At 51.0% G+C, this 20,092-nt stretch carries 22 protein-coding genes and 1 pseudogene; all 23 read right to left on the bottom strand.

Annotated elements, in window-relative coordinates:
- Positions 1-38: 38 nt before the first annotated feature.
- Positions 39-1,472 carry an SPW repeat protein gene (locus tag MCM46_16010; protein ID MCG3113320.1) on the bottom strand — a complete coding sequence of 478 codons (1,434 nt, stop codon included), beginning with the start codon at positions 1,470-1,472 and terminating at the stop codon, positions 39-41.
- Between the two features lie 48 nt (positions 1,473-1,520).
- Complete coding sequence (locus tag MCM46_16005) at positions 1,521-1,892, bottom strand: hypothetical protein (protein ID MCG3113319.1); 372 nt, start codon at positions 1,890-1,892, stop codon at positions 1,521-1,523.
- A 25-nt stretch (positions 1,893-1,917) separates the two neighbouring features.
- On the bottom strand, positions 1,918-2,352 hold the full coding sequence (locus tag MCM46_16000; GenBank protein ID MCG3113318.1) for a hypothetical protein: 435 nt from the start codon (positions 2,350-2,352) through the stop codon (positions 1,918-1,920).
- Positions 2,349-2,618 (bottom strand): hypothetical protein, encoded by a 270-nt coding sequence (locus MCM46_15995; protein ID MCG3113317.1) that lies wholly within the window; start codon positions 2,616-2,618, stop codon positions 2,349-2,351. The genes MCM46_16000 and MCM46_15995 overlap by 4 nt, the downstream gene beginning before the upstream one ends.
- A 163-nt stretch (positions 2,619-2,781) precedes the next feature.
- Positions 2,782-3,126 (bottom strand): hypothetical protein, encoded by a 345-nt coding sequence (locus MCM46_15990; GenBank protein MCG3113316.1) that lies wholly within the window; start codon positions 3,124-3,126, stop codon positions 2,782-2,784.
- Between the two features lie 209 nt (positions 3,127-3,335).
- The gene (locus MCM46_15985; GenBank protein MCG3113315.1) at positions 3,336-4,142 is read right to left on the bottom strand and encodes a copper resistance protein B; all 807 of its coding nucleotides are present in this window, start codon (positions 4,140-4,142) and stop codon (positions 3,336-3,338) included.
- Positions 4,139-6,031: a copper resistance system multicopper oxidase gene (locus MCM46_15980; GenBank protein ID MCG3113314.1), complete on the bottom strand. Its 1,893-nt coding sequence runs from the start codon at positions 6,029-6,031 to the stop codon at positions 4,139-4,141. Before MCM46_15980 ends, MCM46_15985 begins: the two co-directional genes overlap by 4 nt.
- Positions 6,032-6,495: 464 nt before the next feature.
- On the bottom strand, positions 6,496-7,653 hold the full coding sequence (locus tag MCM46_15975) for an OprO/OprP family phosphate-selective porin (protein ID MCG3113313.1): 1,158 nt from the start codon (positions 7,651-7,653) through the stop codon (positions 6,496-6,498).
- A gap of 281 nt (positions 7,654-7,934) precedes the next feature.
- Positions 7,935-8,165 (bottom strand): annotated as a pseudogene (locus MCM46_15970) (helix-turn-helix transcriptional regulator).
- A 515-nt stretch (positions 8,166-8,680) separates the two neighbouring features.
- Entirely contained in the window at positions 8,681-9,160 is a 480-nt protein-coding gene (locus tag MCM46_15965) for a hypothetical protein (protein MCG3113312.1), read from the bottom strand.
- Between the two features lie 113 nt (positions 9,161-9,273).
- A complete protein-coding gene (locus MCM46_15960) occupies positions 9,274-10,425 on the bottom strand; it encodes a cytochrome b N-terminal domain-containing protein (GenBank protein MCG3113311.1) in 1,152 nt (383 codons plus the stop codon).
- Positions 10,426-10,512: 87 nt separating this feature from the next.
- Complete coding sequence (locus tag MCM46_15955; protein MCG3113310.1) at positions 10,513-10,884, bottom strand: four-helix bundle copper-binding protein; 372 nt, start codon at positions 10,882-10,884, stop codon at positions 10,513-10,515.
- A gap of 34 nt (positions 10,885-10,918) precedes the next feature.
- Positions 10,919-12,106, bottom strand: a complete 1,188-nt coding sequence (locus MCM46_15950) for a hypothetical protein (protein MCG3113309.1) — start codon at positions 12,104-12,106, stop codon at positions 10,919-10,921.
- Positions 12,107-12,140: 34 nt separating this feature from the next.
- Positions 12,141-12,926 (bottom strand): hypothetical protein, encoded by a 786-nt coding sequence (locus tag MCM46_15945; protein ID MCG3113308.1) that lies wholly within the window; start codon positions 12,924-12,926, stop codon positions 12,141-12,143.
- A gap of 640 nt (positions 12,927-13,566) precedes the next feature.
- A complete protein-coding gene (locus tag MCM46_15940) occupies positions 13,567-14,349 on the bottom strand; it encodes a class I SAM-dependent methyltransferase (GenBank protein MCG3113307.1) in 783 nt (260 codons plus the stop codon).
- Between the two features lie 70 nt (positions 14,350-14,419).
- Positions 14,420-15,463 (bottom strand): aldo/keto reductase, encoded by a 1,044-nt coding sequence (locus tag MCM46_15935; GenBank protein MCG3113306.1) that lies wholly within the window; start codon positions 15,461-15,463, stop codon positions 14,420-14,422.
- Between the two features lie 190 nt (positions 15,464-15,653).
- A complete protein-coding gene (locus tag MCM46_15930; protein MCG3113305.1) occupies positions 15,654-15,947 on the bottom strand; it encodes a hypothetical protein in 294 nt (97 codons plus the stop codon).
- Positions 15,948-16,152: 205 nt separating this feature from the next.
- The gene (locus tag MCM46_15925; GenBank protein MCG3113304.1) at positions 16,153-16,539 is read right to left on the bottom strand and encodes a hypothetical protein; all 387 of its coding nucleotides are present in this window, start codon (positions 16,537-16,539) and stop codon (positions 16,153-16,155) included.
- Positions 16,540-16,690: 151 nt separating this feature from the next.
- A complete protein-coding gene (locus tag MCM46_15920; protein ID MCG3113303.1) occupies positions 16,691-17,500 on the bottom strand; it encodes a prohibitin family protein in 810 nt (269 codons plus the stop codon).
- Complete coding sequence (locus tag MCM46_15915; GenBank protein ID MCG3113302.1) at positions 17,490-18,368, bottom strand: hypothetical protein; 879 nt, start codon at positions 18,366-18,368, stop codon at positions 17,490-17,492. The genes MCM46_15920 and MCM46_15915 overlap by 11 nt, the downstream gene beginning before the upstream one ends.
- Before the next feature lie 254 nt (positions 18,369-18,622).
- Positions 18,623-19,012: a hypothetical protein gene (locus MCM46_15910; GenBank protein MCG3113301.1), complete on the bottom strand. Its 390-nt coding sequence runs from the start codon at positions 19,010-19,012 to the stop codon at positions 18,623-18,625.
- A gap of 117 nt (positions 19,013-19,129) precedes the next feature.
- Positions 19,130-19,603, bottom strand: a complete 474-nt coding sequence (locus MCM46_15905; GenBank protein MCG3113300.1) for a hypothetical protein — start codon at positions 19,601-19,603, stop codon at positions 19,130-19,132.
- An 81-nt stretch (positions 19,604-19,684) separates the two neighbouring features.
- Positions 19,685-20,071 carry a hypothetical protein gene (locus MCM46_15900; protein ID MCG3113299.1) on the bottom strand — a complete coding sequence of 129 codons (387 nt, stop codon included), beginning with the start codon at positions 20,069-20,071 and terminating at the stop codon, positions 19,685-19,687.
- Between the last annotated feature and the right edge of the window lie 21 nt (positions 20,072-20,092).

Here is a 20,092-nt window from a genome sequence, read left to right as displayed (position 1 = left end):
TTTTTCTATCTCTTCACTATTTTAATGATCCATGACGCCTATGCCGCCTTTCGTTGTTCTTGCACGGCTTTCTTACGCCCCGGCCGCCAGACGACATAGTGATCGAATCTCCCGTAAGCATCCCGGATTCTTCCTACCGGCAAGCTAAGAACTATCAGAAGGAGCCCGGAGAGAAGATCGCTCCATCGGCTCACCGTCGACCCGCCGCTTAGAAACCAGGTTCCGGCCGCCAGCCAGGCGCCGAGAAGAAGGTTCAGGTATCGCGCCGGACGACCAACCTCTGCCCACGCAATCACGGCAATGGTAATCACCAGCGCCCCGACCAGGCGGTCGCTATCGGCCGATGCCGATCTTGTGTCAATTCCGAATAGGGCAGGGGCGAACAGCAGCCAGATTCCAATCGCCGTACTGAGGATCAGATTCCAGCCGGCGGTCACCCCCCACGCCATCGCAGACGGCTCCCAGGCAGGCTGCCGGTCCGGCCCCGGCTTCTCCTTGGCATCGGGAAGATTTCCGCCGGTCCAGAAGACTTTCCACCAAGGCTTCCCGGCGCGATGGCTTTGGGCCAGAAACTGGATCATCGCCACCACCTCATCGAGCGAAAGAGCAATCATCACCAGCATCGCCCCGGCTGCCGCCAGGCAGAGGGTGCACCACTGTCCGATGACCAGCGGCTGCATGATCACCAGCACGACGCTGACCACCCCTAGAGGGATGACGGCAAAACCGAAGATCGCGACCATCCAGGGCATCGTCCGCCAGCGGCGTGCATCTCCCATCGCTCCCGAAAGCGCTTCGATCAGATAGACCACCGCCCCCAAGCCCGCATCCGAGATCGGCCAGGCGCGGGAGACCTCCGATTTGAGGATGATGTCCGTCCCTCTTCCAAAAAAAGGATCCCAGACGGAAGAGAGATATCCCAGCTGGTAGCCGGCCATATAGCGGGCCAGGAAGAAACCGAAGAGTCCCAGCGCAATAATCGGCGCCCGCTGCGCCCAGGTCGATGGATTGTACGACCAGCCGGGAGGGACCTCCGGCCCCGGCATCTCCATGCTCATCGGAATGATGAAGGAAAAGAGGATCAAGAAGGCGCCGATGAGGGTGTCGGTCTCATACGCCGCCGCATCGGGGGCCCAAAAGATCAGCGGCGCAAACAGAAGCCAGAGACCGACGAAGGTATTGCCATAAGAGACCCAGGCGCGGCGGGGTGAGATCAGAGCAAAGAGGGCGATCGAGATCGCGACCGCCCCGCTGATGATGTTGCTCCAGGTCATGGCTGTGCTCCGATAGCCGAGGGTGACCGGGCTGAAGATCAGCCAGACGCCGAGCAGCATGATGATCGGCTGAATCCAGGGGTACATGCTCGGATGCTCCAGCATCATCGCGCCGGGGTTTTCGATATAGTACTTCTCATCCTGTTTCATCGAGCCCATCGAATGGCTCATCTCTGTTGTACGATCTATCTGTTTCATAATGATCTCCGACATCTAAATCTGTCAGACGCGGGTAGAAAGACGATTTCATTTTGATCCGCCACGGCCCGACATCGTTCCCATCATCATTTGATGCTGGGATTTCATTTGATCGATATGGGCCAGCATTTGATCCGCCTTTGCCTTTGCATTGGGGTCTTCTGCCTGATCTTTCATCATCTGGGCCATCTCTTTCATGGTGTCGAGCATCTTGGCCATCATTTCGTTTTGGTTGGACATCATGGACATCATGGAATCGTCCATCATGCCTCCGTCTTTCATTCCGCCCATTTCCTGTTTCTCGGTTTTCTTTTGCGGGAACTGGGGACCTTTCTTGTTCTGCTCTTGAGATAAAGCGGGGGCAAGCGCGATGCCCCCCAACAGAATGACCAACAGCGCAAACTGAAATAACCGTTTCATTTTTATCCTCCTTTGCTGATTACTTTCATGCTCTTTGTATGGTAACTTCCCACTTCCTTAATGCAGTTCCATTGACTTTCAAAGTAAAGGATGTCTCTGATGAGAGATCATGCCGCCAAATCCTTTTTTTCTCCTCATACTCTTTTTGATCGATCTCCCCCTTTGCATAGTGTTCTTTCAAAATGGCGATCGCTCGATCAGTAGATCGCGCTTTCCGAGAAAAGTATCCTTCCCGTTTTGCCAGCCGAATTGCCCAGATCATTCCTGCGATCAGCAGGATGAAGAGGACAACCCAGAGCAATCCGATCAATAAAACCGAAAGACACATCGGACACATCATCTCCCCGCCGTTTTGCATCAATCCCTCCTTCTTCACGGCAAGTGGCGCTCCTGAAGTCGGTCCTCCGCCGCCGTGATCATTCTGTGAAATGGATAAAAACGCTCCGGGTGTTCGTTTCATTTTTCACCCATGGCTCTCCCCCTTTTGTATTCCGGGTCTTCTCTCTTCGGCTTGGAAACAGACCGATCCGAATGTTCACGCATCCCGTCGCGAGCCGACTCTCCTCCCATGGTATGGCCGGTCATGCCCAAGTAGTAGATGGCCAGGGGACAGCCCAGGATAAGCGCAATCAGCAACAGCGTAAGCGGCGGCATACCCAGCGCGAGGGCGGCGGCAGCCGCTGCCACGGCGCCCCCCAGCCAGAGCCATTTTCTCCGTATCATCATCACCTTTCCTCCATGTCAAAACGATCTTGATTTTCCTCCGATCGTTAAAATCGTTCCGTACATCCGATGCCTCGATATTCTTCAAGTTAAACGCTTTTTTATAGGAGACGGCAAAAACGACCGGATAAACGGCGAAGAACGATTTTATTTTGGGAAGTTTTGATTAAATCAAGAGGGCATGGTGAAGAATAGAGAGATCCTGGGAAGATTCTTTCCTGGGATAATTCAAATCACATTGAGGCGCAAAAAGAGCGGGAGGGGGCTTAATCGACGCGGCAATCAGAACAAGCCCGTCCTCCACAAGAATAGCCGGCGGAGGAAGCTGAGGGCCGGCGTGAAGGGAGCGCTGCTGATCGGAGAGATTGCAATAAGTTTTGGCCAGCTCCGGAGAGGAGACCGTCTTGCACGGCAGCACGCAGCAATCTTCCGCGTCGGGCGCCCAATCGGGCACCATGCAGGCATTGGCCAGGGAGAGGGTTAAAAACGAAAAACCCAAAATGATGAACACCAGCCACTTTGATTTTGGATTAAAAAATAAAGAATACCGCATATCATCAGCATAGAGATTTCCATCGGCCGGTGTCAAGGTATGGGTCCTTACACCGCAAGAACAAGGCGGAACCTGCCTCATCCAGCTTCAATGGGTAGAAAAGGAAAAGTTTTTAAACGCAGAGGGCTTAAAATGAAAAGGGATCAAACAGATCCTTTCCGAAAGGTTTAGAACCACATCCGCACGCCCGCGGCAAAGCGAACCTGGCGTGGGTCGCCCCCTTCTTGCCGCACGAGGTCGGCAGTGCCGGAGAAGCTTCGGTCGAACGAGACGCCGATGTAAGGGGCGAGCTCGCGCCGGATTTCATATCGCAGACGCAGTCCGAACTCGATGTTGTTCAGGCCTCTACCGGTCGTAAACCGCGCGACTCTTTGCACCGCAGCGTGGGATTCAAGACGCGGCTGAAAGACGACCCGCTGCGTTAAAAGAAAATTTTTTGTAATTGTGAAACGCACCGACAAATCGCCCCGATGGCTGATAAATAGCGCCGACTCGACTTCATATCGATAAGGGGCAAGTCCTTCTACTCCCACCACGGCCTGTACCCGAGTTACATTTTGCCCTCCGAATGTCTGCGTTTCGGAACGAAGGCCAGCCTGAAAATCATAGTATTTCCTGAAGAAGCGGCCGTAGAGCAACTGGAAATCGATATCGTAATCGGCTTTGAACGCAGTGTTGCGCTCGCCTTCGCTCTTAAACCAGATCCGCTTGTAGTCGCCCCCGTGCCAACCCTCGATGTCCCACCGGAAGTCGCTGTGGTCTCCTTTCGGACGGTATTCGAGCACGTCTGCAAGGATGAAGGTGAACCGCTCCATATCGTCGACCGGGCTGGGCCAATGCTGCTGGGGTATCAGGTTGGATGGTGTGCTGCCTTCGTCCTCCGGTAATGCGTTCGCAGTCGCAGCGAGAGAGGGTGCCGGATGCAGCAGATAGATCAAAACCATTACAATGAGAGTGCCCAAGGAGGTTTTCATGACGGCGCCTCCGCTCCTTTGCCTGAGACCTCGACGACGCGGAACATTCCTGCTTCCATATGAAATAGCAAGTGGCAATGAAACGCCCAGGGCCCTGGGGCATCCGCCGTGATCGCCACCGAGACGCGCTCGGCGGGTTTGACGTTGACCGTGTGCTTACGGGGCAGGTAATCACCCGCTCCGTTTTCCAGTTCCATAAACATCCCATGCAGGTGCAGCGGATGTTCCATCATGGTGTCATTGACGAACGTCCAGCGAAGGCGCTCGCCGTACTTAAAATGGATTGGCTCTCTGGCCTCGGAGTATTTTTTTCCGTCGAATGACCAGATAAAGCGCTCCATATGACCCGTGATGTGAATTTCGATTTCCCGCTCCGGCTGGCGTCGATCCGGATAGGGATGCAAGCTCTTCAGATCGGTATAGACAAGCACCCGTCGCCCATCGTTTCCCAATCCAGCACCGGGTTCGCCCAATCGGCTGCGCGTAAAATCGGGGACCATCTGGTTTCCTGGGCCATGTGTGTCCGGCCCATGCTTGACCGGGGCGCTTCCGGGGATCTCCGACCGCATTCCAAGCATGGCCTTCGTATCCTCCATCTTGTGCTCCCCATGTTCTTTCGGCATTTCTTCCATCTCATAGTCATGCTGCGTCTCCGGCATTGCTTCATCCTTTGCGCCATGCTGCATATGTTCCATATCTTTCATGCCGCCGGACGGTTCCTTGTCCGGCATCTCCATGTTTCCATGATCCATCCCTTCCATGCTCATCCCCATATCTTCCATGGTCCGGAGTGGACGCGGACGGGGCGGCGGGACCTCCGCATTCATGCCGGGCCTGGGGGCAAGTGTCCCGCGCGTGTAGCCGCTGCGGTCGATCGACTCAGCAAAGATGGTATATGCGCGGTCTTCTTCTGGTTCGACGATCACATCGTACGTCTCCGCCACCGCGATCCGGAACTCGTCGACCTCGACCGGCTGCACATTTTGACCGTCGGCCTGTACGACCGTCATCTTCAATCCCGGAATGCGCACATCGAAAATGGACATCGCGGCAGCGTTGATGAAGCGTAAACGGACTCGCTCGCCTGGACGGAATAGTGCTGTCCAGTTGGCGTTATCCGACAGACCGTTCATTAAATAGGTGTAGGCGTGGCCGGTGATGTCGGCGAAATCGGTCGGATCCATCCGCATCCGCGCCCACATCCGATAGTCGTCGAATGTCGCCCGCCAGCCGTTTTTCTTCGCGTCGGAGAGGAACTCGCGCATCGTCCGCCGTTGAAAATTGAAATAGCCCGCCTGCTTCTTGAGCTTCCCCATCATCTTCATCGGCTCCTCAAAGGTCCAGTCCGAGAGGATTACCACATATTCGCGATCGTACCGGACCGGATCGGACTCGATCGGATCGATGATCATCGGCCCATAGACCCCCAACTGTTCTTGAAATCCTGAATGGCTGTGATACCAGTAGGTGCCGCTCTGCTTGAGGGGAAAGCGGTAGGTGAAGGTCGTTCGCGGCTTGATCCCGCCGAAGCTGACGCCGGGCACCCCGTCCATCTCGGGAGGAAGAAGGATCCCATGCCAGTGAATCGAAGCAATCTCCTTTAATCGGTTCGTCACGCGCAGCGTGACCTCGTCTCCTTCGCGCAGGCGAATGAGCGGGCCCGGCACCGTGCCGTTGATCGTATGCGCCGTCCCGGTCCGATCGCCGATACGGAACGGCGTCTCGGCGATGGTCAAGTCGATGACCTTTCCGTTCAGTTGCGGAGTTTGGGCGGCTTCCGTCGGCCTCGCCCAAGCGTAGGCGGGGGCGAGGCGTTCCAGGACCGCCAACATTCCAAGCGCCCCGGCGCGCTTCAGCAGTTGACGCCGAGAGATTAGGTCGTTTTTCATTTGGTAATCCTCCTTGCTTGATATCGCTCGACGAGCGAAGAGAAGAATACTCTGTAAATCTGCGGCCTCATAATCGATGGACAAATTCGATCCATTATCTCAAGCAACCCAGGGAAGTTCGATCGAAGCAAAGCTCGTCTGCTGTGTCTTTCTATTGTATCGATAAGTTGTGTAAAAGGTTGATATATCATTGATGAAATCATCAATTTAATAAACAGGCAGCGATTTATCCATAGCGAACAGCTGTCCCAGGATGCTGTTTCATGTATCCTGCGCGTTTCCTATCTTGACGAATTTAATTTATTTATTGTGAATTTAATTTATTTATTGTTTGATGTAACATTCTGTCTACAAATTGTCTTGAATTAAAAAGGTGAGTTAATCTTCCTTCTCACCTCAGGGGAGGCCAAGCGGCCTCCCCTTCCTGTTGTCATATATACATTGCATTCTCATTATTGATGGGGTCAGAACATCCAACCGACGCCTAAATTAAATTGCTTGAGGGTCGTCCCATCTTCGCGATCAAACGTCTGGTAGTCTCCCTTCAGGGCGACCCGCTCATGGGGATAATAGGCCACACCCGCAGTGATGACCTCCTGGGCATTGGCCAGGTTCCTTGAAAAACCTGCTGGCACTTTGTCCTGTGTATCGAGCTGCTCATAACGGACAAAAGGAACCAAGTCTTGGCCTGACGGCATCAAACCGCCCAAATGATAGCCTAAGGTGACATACCATCCAAACAACTGTTCTCCAACGGATTGGCTGCCTGTGAACCCTTTGGCCGCATTCAGCGCCGCCACATCGTCGATGGTGGCCCGGACATAGAGTCCCTGGAGATCAAAACCTGCATATCGCAGATGAGCATCGACATCCCACATCGTGACAGTTACATCGGCGCCAGGAATCTTCCCCTGGTCGGCTCCTCCCCGATAACCGGAAATCCCCAATTGCAGCCCAGGGAAACTTGTGTATTCAATCCGCCCGACCACTGCGAAGTCCTCAGAAGAGCTTTCGGCCGCTTTACATCGTCCCCCCCGAAGGCCGCTTCCGGCTGTGAAACCATCTCTGCAAAACTGCGCAGCTCTATCTTCATCCCCTAGAGCATCCAACCCTGAAACCAAATAGACACGGTAGCGAAGGCCTGGGAGTAGACTTCCAAAGAGACCGGCCCCTCCCTCCGGCCAGGTAGTCGGAATGATCCTGTTTTCTACTAAAGGTCGCTCAACACTAAAGAAAACAGGCGGCTCGTGATACTCATTGGTAAATCCCATCGGCACCAAGACGCTGCCGGCCCGAACATTAAAAGCGGAGTTCAGCTCTAAATCCAAATGAGCATATTCTACATACGGCTCCGCGAAGCCATGCTCCAGGTCGACCTCCGAATGAAAACTAATCCAACTATTAAATTGATGCGAAATCCCGATGACAAGACGGTGGAAATCCATCTGATTGGTCCCCCCCTTCGGGGAATTAAAATGCATTTCGCCATATCCATAAAGAGAAGTGGGTTGCCCATTTTCACGTTCCGTGATTCCTGGCTCGGGCTCCAACTCCAGCGCTTTTCCCCAAACCGGTTGAACCAGAACAAAGACAAGCAAAAAAACCTCCGATATCCATTTCATACGCATTTCCCGGACCTCCTTGTTGTAACGTGATTTTGGTTCGGGCGCTGGCTCGAAGGGGCCTCAGGCCTCTTTTTGTGGGACACCCCATGTGCCCGCACTCTTTTATTACTTTTAAGAATATTGCCTTCTTCTGACTTAGAACGATAAAAATAATGTAGATAGAATCATCCGGATGCTGCAAACCCAATGTATGACCTCTGTCTCCGAAATGTGGCGAAAACTGATCTTCCCGATTAATTGTCAATGACGGGCACCGCGACTTTAAGACTCTTTTCCATTCATACCAATTTAAATATCCCGATGGTGCTATTTGCCCGAGATCTCAACAGAGAGAATTTCTGGATGGCATAGCGAATCAAATCGACTACATTGCGAAAAGCAAGCTTGTTATTGATGTTTGCCCGGTGAGTTTCTACTGTTTTAACAGAGATGCCGAGCAGCTGGGCAATCTCCTTATTTTTGTGCCCTTCGGCGACCAGACGAAGTACTTCGCGCTCCCTCGCGGTTAGCGGTTTGTGGTTTCTGACAGTCGTAGATCTGTGGGACGCTCCTTCTATTGTTATTATGTGATCTGATTTGGGCACTTTCATGGGAATACCTCCTTTGACGGATAGCGGCAGTCTGCCGATTCTCTTTAGGGTCGCGAGAACACGATCTCCAGATCCTAAATCACTCCAAAGGATGGCTCGAACCGTCACCGCCGCGATGTTCGTCAGGTTTTTCTCGAAAATGCCACAGCAGAGCGTGACCGCCTACATGTCGCGATACTCCCTCTCAATGGTAGAAAACTCGCGATCCGTTCCAATTGCCTCGAGTATTCCTTTCAAACCGGCTCTAAATATGAGGAAGGTGTTTTCAACGTCCTCTATCAGCGTTTCTGCTACGGTCACGGTGACAAAAGTATTCCAGAGATATCTTTGTAAATAGTCGTCGAGAAAACTTCCAGAATCTCAAACCCTATTGTCATTATGACCAAGATTTTTTTGATTTTCCGGATACCGTTTCTGCAGTTTACGCGATGACTCTACTCCGACGTGGCATCCGAATTTGAAGAATGAAGACCTTGGGTAACGGCCGAGCAAAGCCCCTTTAAATTCCCTTCATTTGCCATGCCGGCGCCGCTCTTCTCTGAGCCAATGACCTTTGCAAGATCATTCGAGAATATAGTGTCGGTATTGCCATCCTCTACTACCTGAGGTTGAAATTCCGGACGCTGCTTCGAATTAGATGGGTCCTGAACGATAATGGTGGTATGAGCATTCTCCTCCTGATTTTTACTTTTTACGTGGTCTGTCTCAATAGTGGGCGTATTCGTCTTCATCGGACAAGGATCCTGTTGCTGCTCTTTCTTGCTGATATCCGCCTGCTTAGGGGGCGGCTCGAGAATCCCGTCTGCGTCTTTCTTTTTCTCTTGCTTTACCACGGTGACACCGAAAACCAAAAACAGAATAAGCACGATCGTCGTAACGAATCCGCTTTGCAGACCACCGGTAAATCCTCTCACGACCTTCTCCTTTCTTGATTTCTATAGTTACACTTATTACTAACTGCTAATGGGCGAGGTTGCAGGGAAGTACTCGAAGCGGCACTGCTCCGTCGATAACGTCACCAATCACCCTATGAGTCGTCATGTGCTTCGTCATCGGAATGGGGCGCCTCGTCCCCTCCATGTTGGTGGACTTTCAGCGGTGCAACCAACGCATAAATGGAGAAGCTGATGATAAGAAGAAGGATGATTGCTCCCCCTGCCATCGTCCCAATCCGCTTCATTGGATTTCGCTCCGGACCCCGGTCCAGAAGCGGCAGGAGAATAAGTAGAATAAAGAAAACCCCAGTGGCATAAATAAGGGTGTCGCTCCGTCCGGTGAGATTCTCAAGGCCATAAAGCCAAAGGAACGGCCAGGGGGGTTTTGAGCCGACCTCTTCCCCGGAATTTGGGGGGCCGAGTGGGGCCGGAATCATCAAGGAGACGATCGTCACCAGGGTGTAATAAATCACGCTGTATAGAACGATACTTTTGGAATGCTCTAAAAACTTTCCGGTCATTCGCTCGGATGGAACGTGGGCACGGGCGGAATCTTCTCCGAACGGAAGCGGCGAGAGATTAAAAACGTTGATCAAATAGAAGTGCCCGAGAATCAAAACAACTAAAAGAAGTGGAAAGAATGAGATGTGGGAGAGGTAGAGTTTGATGTTCAGAGGAACCGCCTCTACCGACCCTATAAATTCCCCAATTGGACCTAAAAAACGAAGCCCTTCCCGGTAATGCGCAAGGGCTTCAAAGCTCTCCTGGTCCCACTTCAAGACAGTCCCACTAAAATAGGGCCCAAGCAGGGTCGTTGCCAGAAGGACCACACCAAAATACCAGGTGAAGAGCCGGGGCGCCTTATAGGCCCCGGTGACAAAGACCCTCAGCATGTGCAGAAGAAGGACGAAGACCACCGCCTGCGCCGTCCAGTAGTGAAAGGCACGAAGGAATGTGCCTCCCGGAACCTCTTTTACGACATACTTGATGCTCTCATAGGCACTTTCCGGCGCGGGATTGTAGAACTGACCTAAAATCAGACCACTCACAAACAGGAGAAGAAAGCCGACGAAGGTGATTCCCCCAAGCGTGTAGGGGAGCATCCTGGCATGCGGCGGAACCGGATAGGAAAGACGACTGATTTTAAACCATCGCTCCAGAAAACCAACTCGCGATGGTACAGCACTCTCACTTCGCTCAAGCTCTCCTCGATTTAAGATTTTCTTTTGCCTTAGATAGCCCATCTCACTGTTCCTTTCCTCGCCTATGCGGCGGTCTGCGAAGGAGGGAACAGACCGCCGCATACCCCCCGAAAGATTGTTAAGATTTCCTCATGCTGCCTTGCCTTGAGCTCGGGCCATTTGGTTGCAAGAAGCCGCGCAACGGCGGCAGGCTTCGGCGCAAGCCTTCATCTGGATATCTTCGCCGAACTGCTCGCAGCTCTCTGCGCAGCGTTCACACACCTCTGCGCAGACCGCGCAGGCCTGCCCGTGCAGGTCGGAATTCCGGAGCATAAAGCTTGCCGACGTCTGGCAGATTTCAGCACAATCAAGCAGCAGGAGAATATGCTCCGCCGCCGCATGTTTTCCGCCCATTTTCAGACAGTAAGTGACCGTCTGCAAACAGACCCGGTAGCAATCCAGGCAGTTCTGAATACACTGTTCCATCTCTTCACTCATTCGATGAGTCGCTGTGTGTGTCATGGCTTTCTCCTTATGTTGAGTGTGGGCTCTTCTATCACTTCCCTGAATGGTCCATGTTTTCATGGTCCATCTTCTGTTCTCCCCCCTCATTTTTCATTCCGCCATGGTTCATATTCTTCATCATTTTTTCCGTTATTTTTTTACGCTCCAAAGAGGAGAGCGTCAAGAATCGCATCTGCTCTTTCGTCGGCATCATCATCATCGCCATATGCTCCATTTGGTTCGTCTGAAGGAGCGGCTGCTGTTGATCAAACGGAATCGGCGGCAAAGGATGAGAGGGCATCGTTTCCAAGTTGCCACTCGGGTCGCTGATTAAAGCGAGCTGCCGATAGGCTTCATCCCGTTTGTCCCGAATTTTAGGATGAGTCAGCAGGTCCATATAGATGTCGTGGAAGGTATGAAGGTTATCAAATGTGGCTGCAATCTCGGGATACCGTTTAGCAAAGGTCGGCGAAACCTCGTGCGCCATCGGCATATGTTTCGGAAGACGGGAGGGATCTCTGAACATCTGTTTAAATTCCTCTACCGCGAGATCAACCTTTTGTCTGCGGACACCGGGATCAGGCTCGATCAGCACCTCATTGGCGGCCAATTGTAACCAGTGGTAGGCCCAAATCGCCCCATTGAATTTGGGGTATTTCTCTCTCCAGTAACCGGAGAAGGGCTGCCCTTCCATCAGCTCCATTGATTTTAGTTTCGGCGGGAAGGTCCGCTCGGGCTCCGTCCGATAATAGTTGAAGGCCTCCTTGATGGTCTGATCTTTATCCTTGACCCGGTCATCAGCAAGAATGTCGTAGACCTGCCGGTGAAGGTAGTGCGTCCAATCAAAGGCCTTGTTCACCTTCCAGGCGAGCTTCGAGCTCTCGGGCGCCACGGTCTCTTCCGAGGGTGCGAAACGGGGACGACGCGCTTGTCCCAGGAACATTTTGGTGACCATTTCGAAGAGGTCCTCTTCGATTAATTTGACTGCTTCCTCTTCGTTTTTCGCGGAAACCAGCCGCTCTGCAAGCTGGGCGTGTCCGATATCGATAATATTCAACATCGCGTTGAATTCCGGGTAGACCCGCCGTGTGGCAAAGTTGTACTTCCCGTACAGATAAAAGATGCTCTCCCGCTTCTCAAATTCCGGTTTCTTCTCGAACCGCGCGAAGCCGATTGAAGTAAAAGAGAAGCTGATTGCGATAATCAGCGTGATCACGACAAAACGTTTTAAGTAATTCATGATGAATTCCCCTATTCAAAAAATGTGTCCTCTCCTACCTCGGGAAGAGGCCCCGGAAAGAGAAGACATAAGATAATCCGACTGTGAACCCGAAATCGGGACCCTCCCGTAAACCAGTAAAGAGCCCCGCATCCAAGACCCAGAAGGGGGTTAATTGATAACGGGCGCCCAAATCGGCAATCACCTCGGTCGGCCCACCGGCAATCGGTCTGACGGCATAGACATCCGCCAGCAGTGCCAAGAATTCGATCGGAAAGGTCCGCTCGTAAGCGATCCCATAGAAATAACGATTGACGAGTTCCCCGCCCCGTCCAGTTGCCTCCGTGGGACCCGCTGTGTAAGAACCATTTAAATGAACCCGGTTCATTCCGATCGATTTGCTGACGATGGCCTTTAAGGCCGCGTGGACATTCTCGCTTCCCAAAGCGCCGGTCGGAAAGGTCAGCTCCGGACGAAACGCAATGGCCGGAATCGTAAAGCTCTCCTGATTTAGGTCATAGAAGAGGTGAAGCTGCGTGTCCCGGAAGCTGTTGGTTGTTCCACCATCACGGAGAGTCGTGTTCTCCCCACTGATCCCGAACTGCCAGTCCTTTGCAAACCCCCACTTTAATTCCGGCTCGAACGAAAGCGCCTTACCACCTTCTTCCCGGCTGTACCGGGGGATGCCAAATTGAACCTCTAAAGCACGAAACTCGATTGGATAGGCATCCTCAATTGCGATTGGCCGGCCGGGGTCGAGGTTGCGATAGTCGGCCTGGCCGAACGCAGATGTGCTGATGCCCACAACAGCAACAAAGATGAATAAGAGATGGAACATCATCCCTCCCTCATCGGTTTTTTAGAATCGGATTTAGAAATGAGAGATGAGGGTGACCAATCCACGCGACCTGAAAAAAGCGGCGACGCGGACATGCCACAAATCTCATCACAAATTTTAAGAGAGGGGTTTTAAATTCGGTAGATGGAGTAGAGTTGATAAAATTCGGTCATTATTTTAGGGAGGGTACTTCTTTCAATAACAAGCTTGAAAAACCCGGAGTTCTGATTTGAGCTGACGGTCGGATCGGTTAAGGTAGGGACTTGAGTAGGACTTGAGGCAAGAAGAGCCTGATCGGTCTTCAGGTTGTTTTGACTATAGGAGATGGCCCCCGAACAGGAATGCTCGGTCCCTTTGGAAGCATGGTGCGTGTCGTCCATCCCATGGTGACCGTGTGCAGCGTGCGCGGCCTCTGCGGGTTGGGCGACGGCGGAGGAGCTGTTCCAGGGACAGATTCCCCAGATGAAAAACCAAACAATCAGCAGAACAGGTATTGTATATTTCTGAGAGGGGAGCGTCATTTTCTACCTCGATAAAGTTAAGTTTAGGTCTTTACATCATCCTCTGTCAAGAAGTCATTTATTCTCTCCGCCATTCCAATACTGTGCAGCCCATTACGGTTTCCAAAGCGAGAACCTGGTTTTTATTTTTGAGCAATCACAAGGCAGTCCGTTCCGGCCGGAAAGGGTTTTTCGTTCTTTTGAAGTTTATCCAGGTAAATTAAAAAAAGAAGAAAGGGATAAAAGAGCAATCTTCGTTTCTCCTTCCCTTCTAATATGGAAGACAGCTCCCAAGCCAGTTGAGCGTACAGACCGCTCGGATTATAAAGTTTTAGAATTTTAAATCCTGCCTTGGCGACCAGGAGAGATAGCTCGTTATTGTCGTATGTTTTTGTTGACAGCACCTCACTTTGATGAAAACGCTCTCTCTCTTTTCCTAAAAAAGAAAGTCTGGGCGGCCGCGGCAGGCTCGGAACGTTTAGGATCAAATACCCGTGAGGCTTTAGGACATTATATAAGGAACTGAATGCCCGTTCCTGATCCTGAATGAATTGCATGACGCTGATGCTAAAGACTAGATCAAATCGATCCCTCTCCTCGAGCGCCCCAATATCCTTTTGGAAGAAGTCGACATTTTTGAAGCGGAGCAGCTCGTTTATTTTCAGAGAGCGTTTTACCATTTCAGGGTCGATATCGATACCCGTGATGTGCCATCCGGGGAATCTCCGGGCCAGATAAAACGAATGCGCGCCATTGGCGCTTCCTGCATTGAGGACCTCCGCATTCTTCGGAAGGTTTATAAATTGGAGGCCATCCATCAGATAATTGTGCCGGGAGCGCTCGCCCAGGTGGGTGCATCCGAATAACTTGGTAATCACTTTTTTAAAACTACTTTCAACCAGAGACTGCTCTTCTCCATATTTCATGAAACACTCCTACCTTTAGAAGAATCTATTCATGGTAATTTTTTATCCAGGTTCTTAAAAAAACGCCATTTTAGTCTTCCGTGGATCTCTTAAAGTAAGAAAGGCACTTCTTTAGCATTCGGGTCACATAATTTCGGGTACCGGAAGAGTAGAAGTTCTTTGGCCAGGCATGTGGAGCCATTTTTTCCAGAACCTCACTCGAAAGGGTTCCTCCCTTAGAAGCTAGAATATTGCGGTAAACATGCTCCGTCTTTCTCATTCCGGGGACGACCGTTGAAACCGCTGGATGCGAAAGACAATAACGAAGAGCCAGCTCTCCAACATCATTTGCCCCGGCTTCATCCAACAAACTCTTCAAGCGTTTCACACGCGCTACGATCTCTTTTCTCCTTTTTGGTGTAAAATACGCTTCTCTCCAATCTCCGGGCTCGAAATGGGTTTCCAGCGTAATAGCGCCGGTGAGCGCCCCTTCATCAAAAGGGGATCGGACGATGATACCGACATTCTTTTCCTCGCAAAGACGAAACAGAGGAAAGGCCGCGTTCGGATCGAAAATGTTGTAAATCACTTGGACGGTATCGATCAGGTCCGCCGCAACAACATCCAGAGCACTGTTCGGCTCATGGTCATTGATCGAAATGCCGAAATGGGCGATCTTCCCTTCTCTCTTGAGTTGTTGAAGAGTTTCACGCCACTCCATCTCGTCGATCCAATTAGGCGCCCAGACGTGAAGATGCTGAAGATCGATCCGATCCACCCCTAGGTTCATTAGACTCATCTCCGTGCATGCGATGATATGATCCTTGGGGAAGACCTCCTTCAGCCGGACTCTCTTTCTCGCGGGCCACTCCAAATTCTTGGGGGGAATCTTGGTGGCAACGTAAATTCTCTCGGATCGCTGCGAAACCAACTTTCCGATCAGCCGCTCGCTATGTCCATTTCCATAGGAGAGGGCGGTGTCGATGAAATTGAGACCTAGATCAATTGCAAGATGGAGCGCACTCAGGGACGCTTGATCGTTCCCCCCTTTCCAGATATCCCCTCCGATCCCCCAGCCACCAAAACCGATTTCAGAGACGGAATACCCGGTCTTTCCCAGTGGACGATACCGCATCAGCTTGCCTCCCTCTCTAAATATCTATTTTCTACCGATCTTTAGAAGCGCCCTTCTTTAAATAACCCATTCGAAAACTTCTCTCCAAACCAGGAGCATTCTCAAGGCAATCAGGATAAGAAGATCCGTCCTTTTATCTTGAACCTTTCGAGATTTCGCGCAGCTGTTCTTTAGATTTCAGAGGGGAGAATTAAATCCGGTAAACCGAGTAGAGCTGATAATATTCGGCAAGCAATTTAGGAAGGGTCCTTCTTTGAAGAAGGGGGGTTAGAAAATATTCTATTTCAACAATGGGCACAACCGGATCTGCCAAAAGAAAAACAGGCTGAATTGAAACATGATCCTGTGGTCGATCGTTTCGTGATTTAAAACCATAAAAGATCGACCCTGAACAGGAATGCTCTGTCCCTTTGGAGGCATGATGGGTATCATCCATCTCTTGATGGCCGTGTTGGGCTTGGGCTGCTTCCATGGCCTGGGCCACGGGAGCGGAACTATTCCACGGACAGATTCCCCAAACCCAGAACCAAACGATCAGGAAAAGGAGAATGGAATATTTTTGAGACGGAGCGAAGGTTATCCTCATTTCTTTTTATCCGGTCAGTGCTCTCTTAAGGAGAGGGAGAAGGTTTCAACAACTTTTGGTGGACCGACCCGTAATTGGAAAGAGTGAAGTCCACCAAAAGGAATCACCCGATCTTCTCTATATCGGTGATCACTTCGGTGCCGCCCAGTATCGCCAATTCAAGCTTAACCATCTCTCCTTTCTTAAGATCCCTCAGCGTCTTCTGCAGGCGCTCGAATCGAATGCCGGGATCGATAGGATAGGAACGCCTCTTGCCACTACCTGTCTCCACTTCGATACTTTGTTTTCCGGGACCGATCTCGGTGACCTTCCCCGAGAGGGATCCCCGCTCTATTCCCAGACCCGGCACTTCATTTGGACTTGGAAGGCTCTGATCGGGGGATATTTTCTGATCAACCTGCTTTCCTGAAACCGGCGCGGTTTGTGAAAATCCCGATCCCACTAGAACCCAAATCAAAACCAAAGGAACAAACACGAAAATACCTTTCATAAAAATCACCTCCTTTCTTGATTAAACATGCCTTTTCCCTCTCCTAAGAGAAACATCTCGTTGTGTTTATCTTAGTCGTATCTTACCTTCTCAATGGACCTGACCAGATGATTTTGTATCTTCCAGGAAATTATTCTCTTTCCAGACAGATCTATTCTCCCTCGGGGGCGATCACCACCGGAAGTCCCTGTTTGTCGATTGGGACAAAGATAATCTTCGCGTTCGGATTATCAAAGGCCTTAAACTGTAAAAACCGGGAGGTCAGGGTCTGGTCGATAATCCGTTGGGCTTCGGCCTGACCGGAGGCACGAATTTTGGTGGCGTCCGCTTCGCCCTTGGCCTTCTCCCGAGCAATCTCTGCATCCTGACGGGCGATATCCAACTCAAATACCTTCTGAATTTTCTCTTGCTCCTTGGCCTGTTTGGTTTCAATCGCCCGAAGGACCCCCTCGGGAAAGTCGATATGACTGATGGCGACGTTGTTCACCTCCAGATGCTTTCCCTCGATCCGCCTTCTCAAATCTGCTAGAACCTTCGCTTCGATCTCGGGACTCTTCTCCGGAATTTCCACCATCATGTAGTCGGCAAGTGCGCTCCTGACCGTGGTCAGAAATTCCGGCTTTAGTACCGTGTTGTAAAAATCGGGACCGACCTCCAACTGAAGCTGGTAGAGCTCCTTCGGAAGAAGCCGGGCCTTTGCCACCGCCTCCACAGTGATATGCAGGTCATCTTTGGTCAGCACATCGACTTTCTCGGTGAAGCTCTGCCACTGGATTGAGTAGACAAAAACGTCATTCCAAAAAGCGTGGGAATAGAAACCTTCCCTGACCGGCTCTTTGCTCAGCCCCTTTGTGAGGGGCTGCCACTTGAGGCCCATCTGCCCCGGCCGAACGGTCGTACCGCACCCGGCCAGAATCAGGATCGATGCGATTGTCATCACAGTGAATATCTTATTCTTCATGGTGTACCTCCTTTACGGTGCGACGGCGGTTGCCTATTCTCTCTAAGGTCGCGAAGACCCGATCACCAGATCCCCAATCGCTCCAGAGGACATCTCGAACCTGCACTACGGCAATGTTTGTCAAGTTTTTCTCGAAAATGCCATGGGTAAGCGTGACCGCTTCCATATCACGATACTCCCTTTCAATGATGGACAATTCGCGGTCGGTGCCGATTGCCGCGAGCATCCTTTCAAAGCGGCTCCAAATATGGGGAAGGTGTTTCTCAGCGGCCTCTATCAGGGTTTTTGCTTTTGTCACGATGACAAAGGTATTCCAGAGATATCCTTTCATAAAAAACTGAAGAGCCGATTCCGTATCTGGTTTTTCCAGGAATCGTCCGACCCGTCGCACGTCCGGACCGAATTCTTCCTGGATCGGCTCGGTCGGCTCAATCCATCCATATTCTATTTCCGGACCTTCAGGTTGAACGCCCAGCAAGACAATTTCGCCGGGAAGGCGCTGGACCACCTTATGCGCCAGCTCCACGTATCCCATGAACTGATCTTCTTCCCATATGAAATGATCGGAGGGAAAGATCGCAACCCGGGCCTCTGGGTCGGATTTAAGAATATAGATCAGAGGCAATAAAACGCCGGGTGCGGTTTCCCGATTATAAGGCTGAAAGATCAATGTATTTTGAGGTCTACCGGAGAGCTGCGCTTTGATCTCCCGATCATGTCTTGGATTGACCACAATCAGCGTTCTTTCCGGGGGAATCAATTTCTCCACTCGGTGCAACGTGTGTTGTAACATCGATCTTCGACCCTTAAACGCGATATATTGCTTTGGAGAATGCCGCCCACACCAATAACGGATAAATTGCCTCATTCTGCTTCCTTCTCCAGCCGCCAAAACAATCCCCCACAACTGCCCCTTCTTCGAATCTCGGGATCGCATCGGTATCCTCCCTTTTTGAGTTTTTATCCAAAGTCCTCTTTACTTATTGATTCAAACATCAGAACCTTTCTCCCTCGTTTTCGAAAAGATCCGAAAAGCGCTTGCTCTGCTCTCATTGTCGATTCAGTGATCGTTTGAAGAATCGGCCTGTGAGGCGCAGATCGTGATGGCCTGCTCGGAAGGAATTATTCTATCTTTTCAATCTCAGTGATCACTTCGGTAACACCCCGTGTGGCCAATCTGAACCTAACCGTATCTCCCTTCTTGAACTCCTTCAGCCTCTTCTGGAGGTGCTCAAATCGAATACCGGAATCGATACGATAGGAACGCCTTATCCCGTTTTTTGTCTCCACTTCGATAATTTGCCCGCCAGGCCCGATTTCTATGACCTTCCCAGTGATGCTTCCTGGATCCTCTACTAGACTCGGCACATCGTTTGGATTTGAAAAGATCTGAACTGAAGATATTTCCCGGTCAATCTGATTTCCGGAAACCAGGGCGTTTTGCGAAAATCCTGATTCCGCGAAAACCCAAATCAATATCAAAGAGACAAATAGTACAGACAGGCCTTTCATAAAGTTACCTCCTTATCTTAGTCGGCTGCCCCTTCTCTCTGTTTTAAAGGAGCAATTTCTGGGTTTCATGAACATCTTTAGGATCAATTGCCTTCCTCGTTATATGCGATTTCTCTTTTAAGCTGTTCTTACCACCGCTCCGATCCATGGCTTAAGAGGTTCCATTCTTTCTGCGGAGAGGAGGGCCGCTGTACCCATCGTTCCAACCAGGAAGAGCAGCAAGATTGCAGTGGCTAATGACCTAGATATCTGTTTGGGAAACACTCTCCCTTGAACTAACTTAGCCCGACAAAACGAGGAGTTTTTATATCGGTTAAGCCATCTTTCTCTTTCCGGCCGGTTACCCATTTGCATTTCCTGAAAGCAGACCGAAGTGGCATCGCTTTCTTGCATGACCGGCTTCCACCCACCTGCATTTTTGAGGCGATATGACGAGTTTCCTGCATGAGACTCCAACAGTTGTAATTCAATCGGGCGGGTGGCTTCAATCGTAATCGGTCGACGCAGGTCGAGGTTTCGATATTCGGCCTGCCCGAGAGCAAGCGTAGTCCCACCTAAAATCGATAAGATGAGCGATAAGAGATAAAACATCTGCTCCTCCTTATGGGAGAAAAGACGGACGGATCTCATTGACTAAGGATTTTTTAGAAAAGAAATCTTTTGTGAGGAGTATTAAATTCGGTAAACGGCGTAGAGCTGATAATATTCGGTCAGCAATTTTGGAAGGGTACTTCTTTCAAAGAGTGGTTGTTGGTAACCATTGGATCGGCGCTGCCAGTCGGCAGGATCTGTGGAAGGGAAGATGTGTTGAATCAAAACAACCTGCTCATAAGGTCGATCTTTTTGCAACTTGCTACTATAGGAGATCGATCCGGAACAGGAATGCTCGGTTCCTTTGGAAGCATGGTGTGTATCGTCGGCAGACCGATGGCCATGTTGGGCGTGGGCTGCCTCCAGGGGCTGGGCGACCGCCGAGGAGCTATCCCAGGGGCAGATCCCCCAAATCCAAAACCAGAGGAGCAGAAAAACAGGGGTCGAATATTTTCGGAAGAGCATCATCTCTATTCCTCAATGATTAAG

It is taken from the genome of Candidatus Manganitrophus morganii (genome assembly GCA_021651055.1).
Classification (GTDB): domain Bacteria; phylum Nitrospirota; class Nitrospiria; order SBBL01; family Manganitrophaceae; genus Manganitrophus; species Manganitrophus morganii.
This window is presented reverse-complemented; position numbering and strand designations above follow the sequence as displayed.

Coding starts and splice junctions, on each gene's coding strand:
- MCM46_16010 (MCG3113320.1), bottom strand. CDS start 1,472: ATGAAACAGATAGATCGTACAACAGAGATGAGCCATTCGATGGGCTCG.
- MCM46_15920 (MCG3113303.1), bottom strand. CDS start 17,500: ATGAAGAATAAGATATTCACTGTGATGACAATCGCATCGATCCTGATT.
- MCM46_15940 (MCG3113307.1), bottom strand. CDS start 14,349: ATGAAATATGGAGAAGAGCAGTCTCTGGTTGAAAGTAGTTTTAAAAAA.
- MCM46_15900 (MCG3113299.1), bottom strand. CDS start 20,071: ATGATGCTCTTCCGAAAATATTCGACCCCTGTTTTTCTGCTCCTCTGG.
- MCM46_16005 (MCG3113319.1), bottom strand. CDS start 1,892: ATGAAACGGTTATTTCAGTTTGCGCTGTTGGTCATTCTGTTGGGGGGC.
- MCM46_15975 (MCG3113313.1), bottom strand. CDS start 7,653: ATGAAATGGATATCGGAGGTTTTTTTGCTTGTCTTTGTTCTGGTTCAA.
- MCM46_15910 (MCG3113301.1), bottom strand. CDS start 19,012: ATGAAAGGCCTGTCTGTACTATTTGTCTCTTTGATATTGATTTGGGTT.
- MCM46_15925 (MCG3113304.1), bottom strand. CDS start 16,539: ATGAAAGGTATTTTCGTGTTTGTTCCTTTGGTTTTGATTTGGGTTCTA.
- MCM46_15960 (MCG3113311.1), bottom strand. CDS start 10,425: ATGGGCTATCTAAGGCAAAAGAAAATCTTAAATCGAGGAGAGCTTGAG.
- MCM46_16000 (MCG3113318.1), bottom strand. CDS start 2,352: ATGAAACGAACACCCGGAGCGTTTTTATCCATTTCACAGAATGATCAC.
- MCM46_15955 (MCG3113310.1), bottom strand. CDS start 10,884: ATGACACACACAGCGACTCATCGAATGAGTGAAGAGATGGAACAGTGT.
- MCM46_15950 (MCG3113309.1), bottom strand. CDS start 12,106: ATGAATTACTTAAAACGTTTTGTCGTGATCACGCTGATTATCGCAATC.
- MCM46_15995 (MCG3113317.1), bottom strand. CDS start 2,618: ATGATGATACGGAGAAAATGGCTCTGGCTGGGGGGCGCCGTGGCAGCG.
- MCM46_15935 (MCG3113306.1), bottom strand. CDS start 15,463: ATGCGGTATCGTCCACTGGGAAAGACCGGGTATTCCGTCTCTGAAATC.
- MCM46_15915 (MCG3113302.1), bottom strand. CDS start 18,368: ATGAGGCAATTTATCCGTTATTGGTGTGGGCGGCATTCTCCAAAGCAA.
- MCM46_15905 (MCG3113300.1), bottom strand. CDS start 19,603: ATGTTTTATCTCTTATCGCTCATCTTATCGATTTTAGGTGGGACTACG.
- MCM46_15945 (MCG3113308.1), bottom strand. CDS start 12,926: ATGATGTTCCATCTCTTATTCATCTTTGTTGCTGTTGTGGGCATCAGC.
- MCM46_15985 (MCG3113315.1), bottom strand. CDS start 4,142: ATGAAAACCTCCTTGGGCACTCTCATTGTAATGGTTTTGATCTATCTG.
- MCM46_15980 (MCG3113314.1), bottom strand. CDS start 6,031: ATGAAAAACGACCTAATCTCTCGGCGTCAACTGCTGAAGCGCGCCGGG.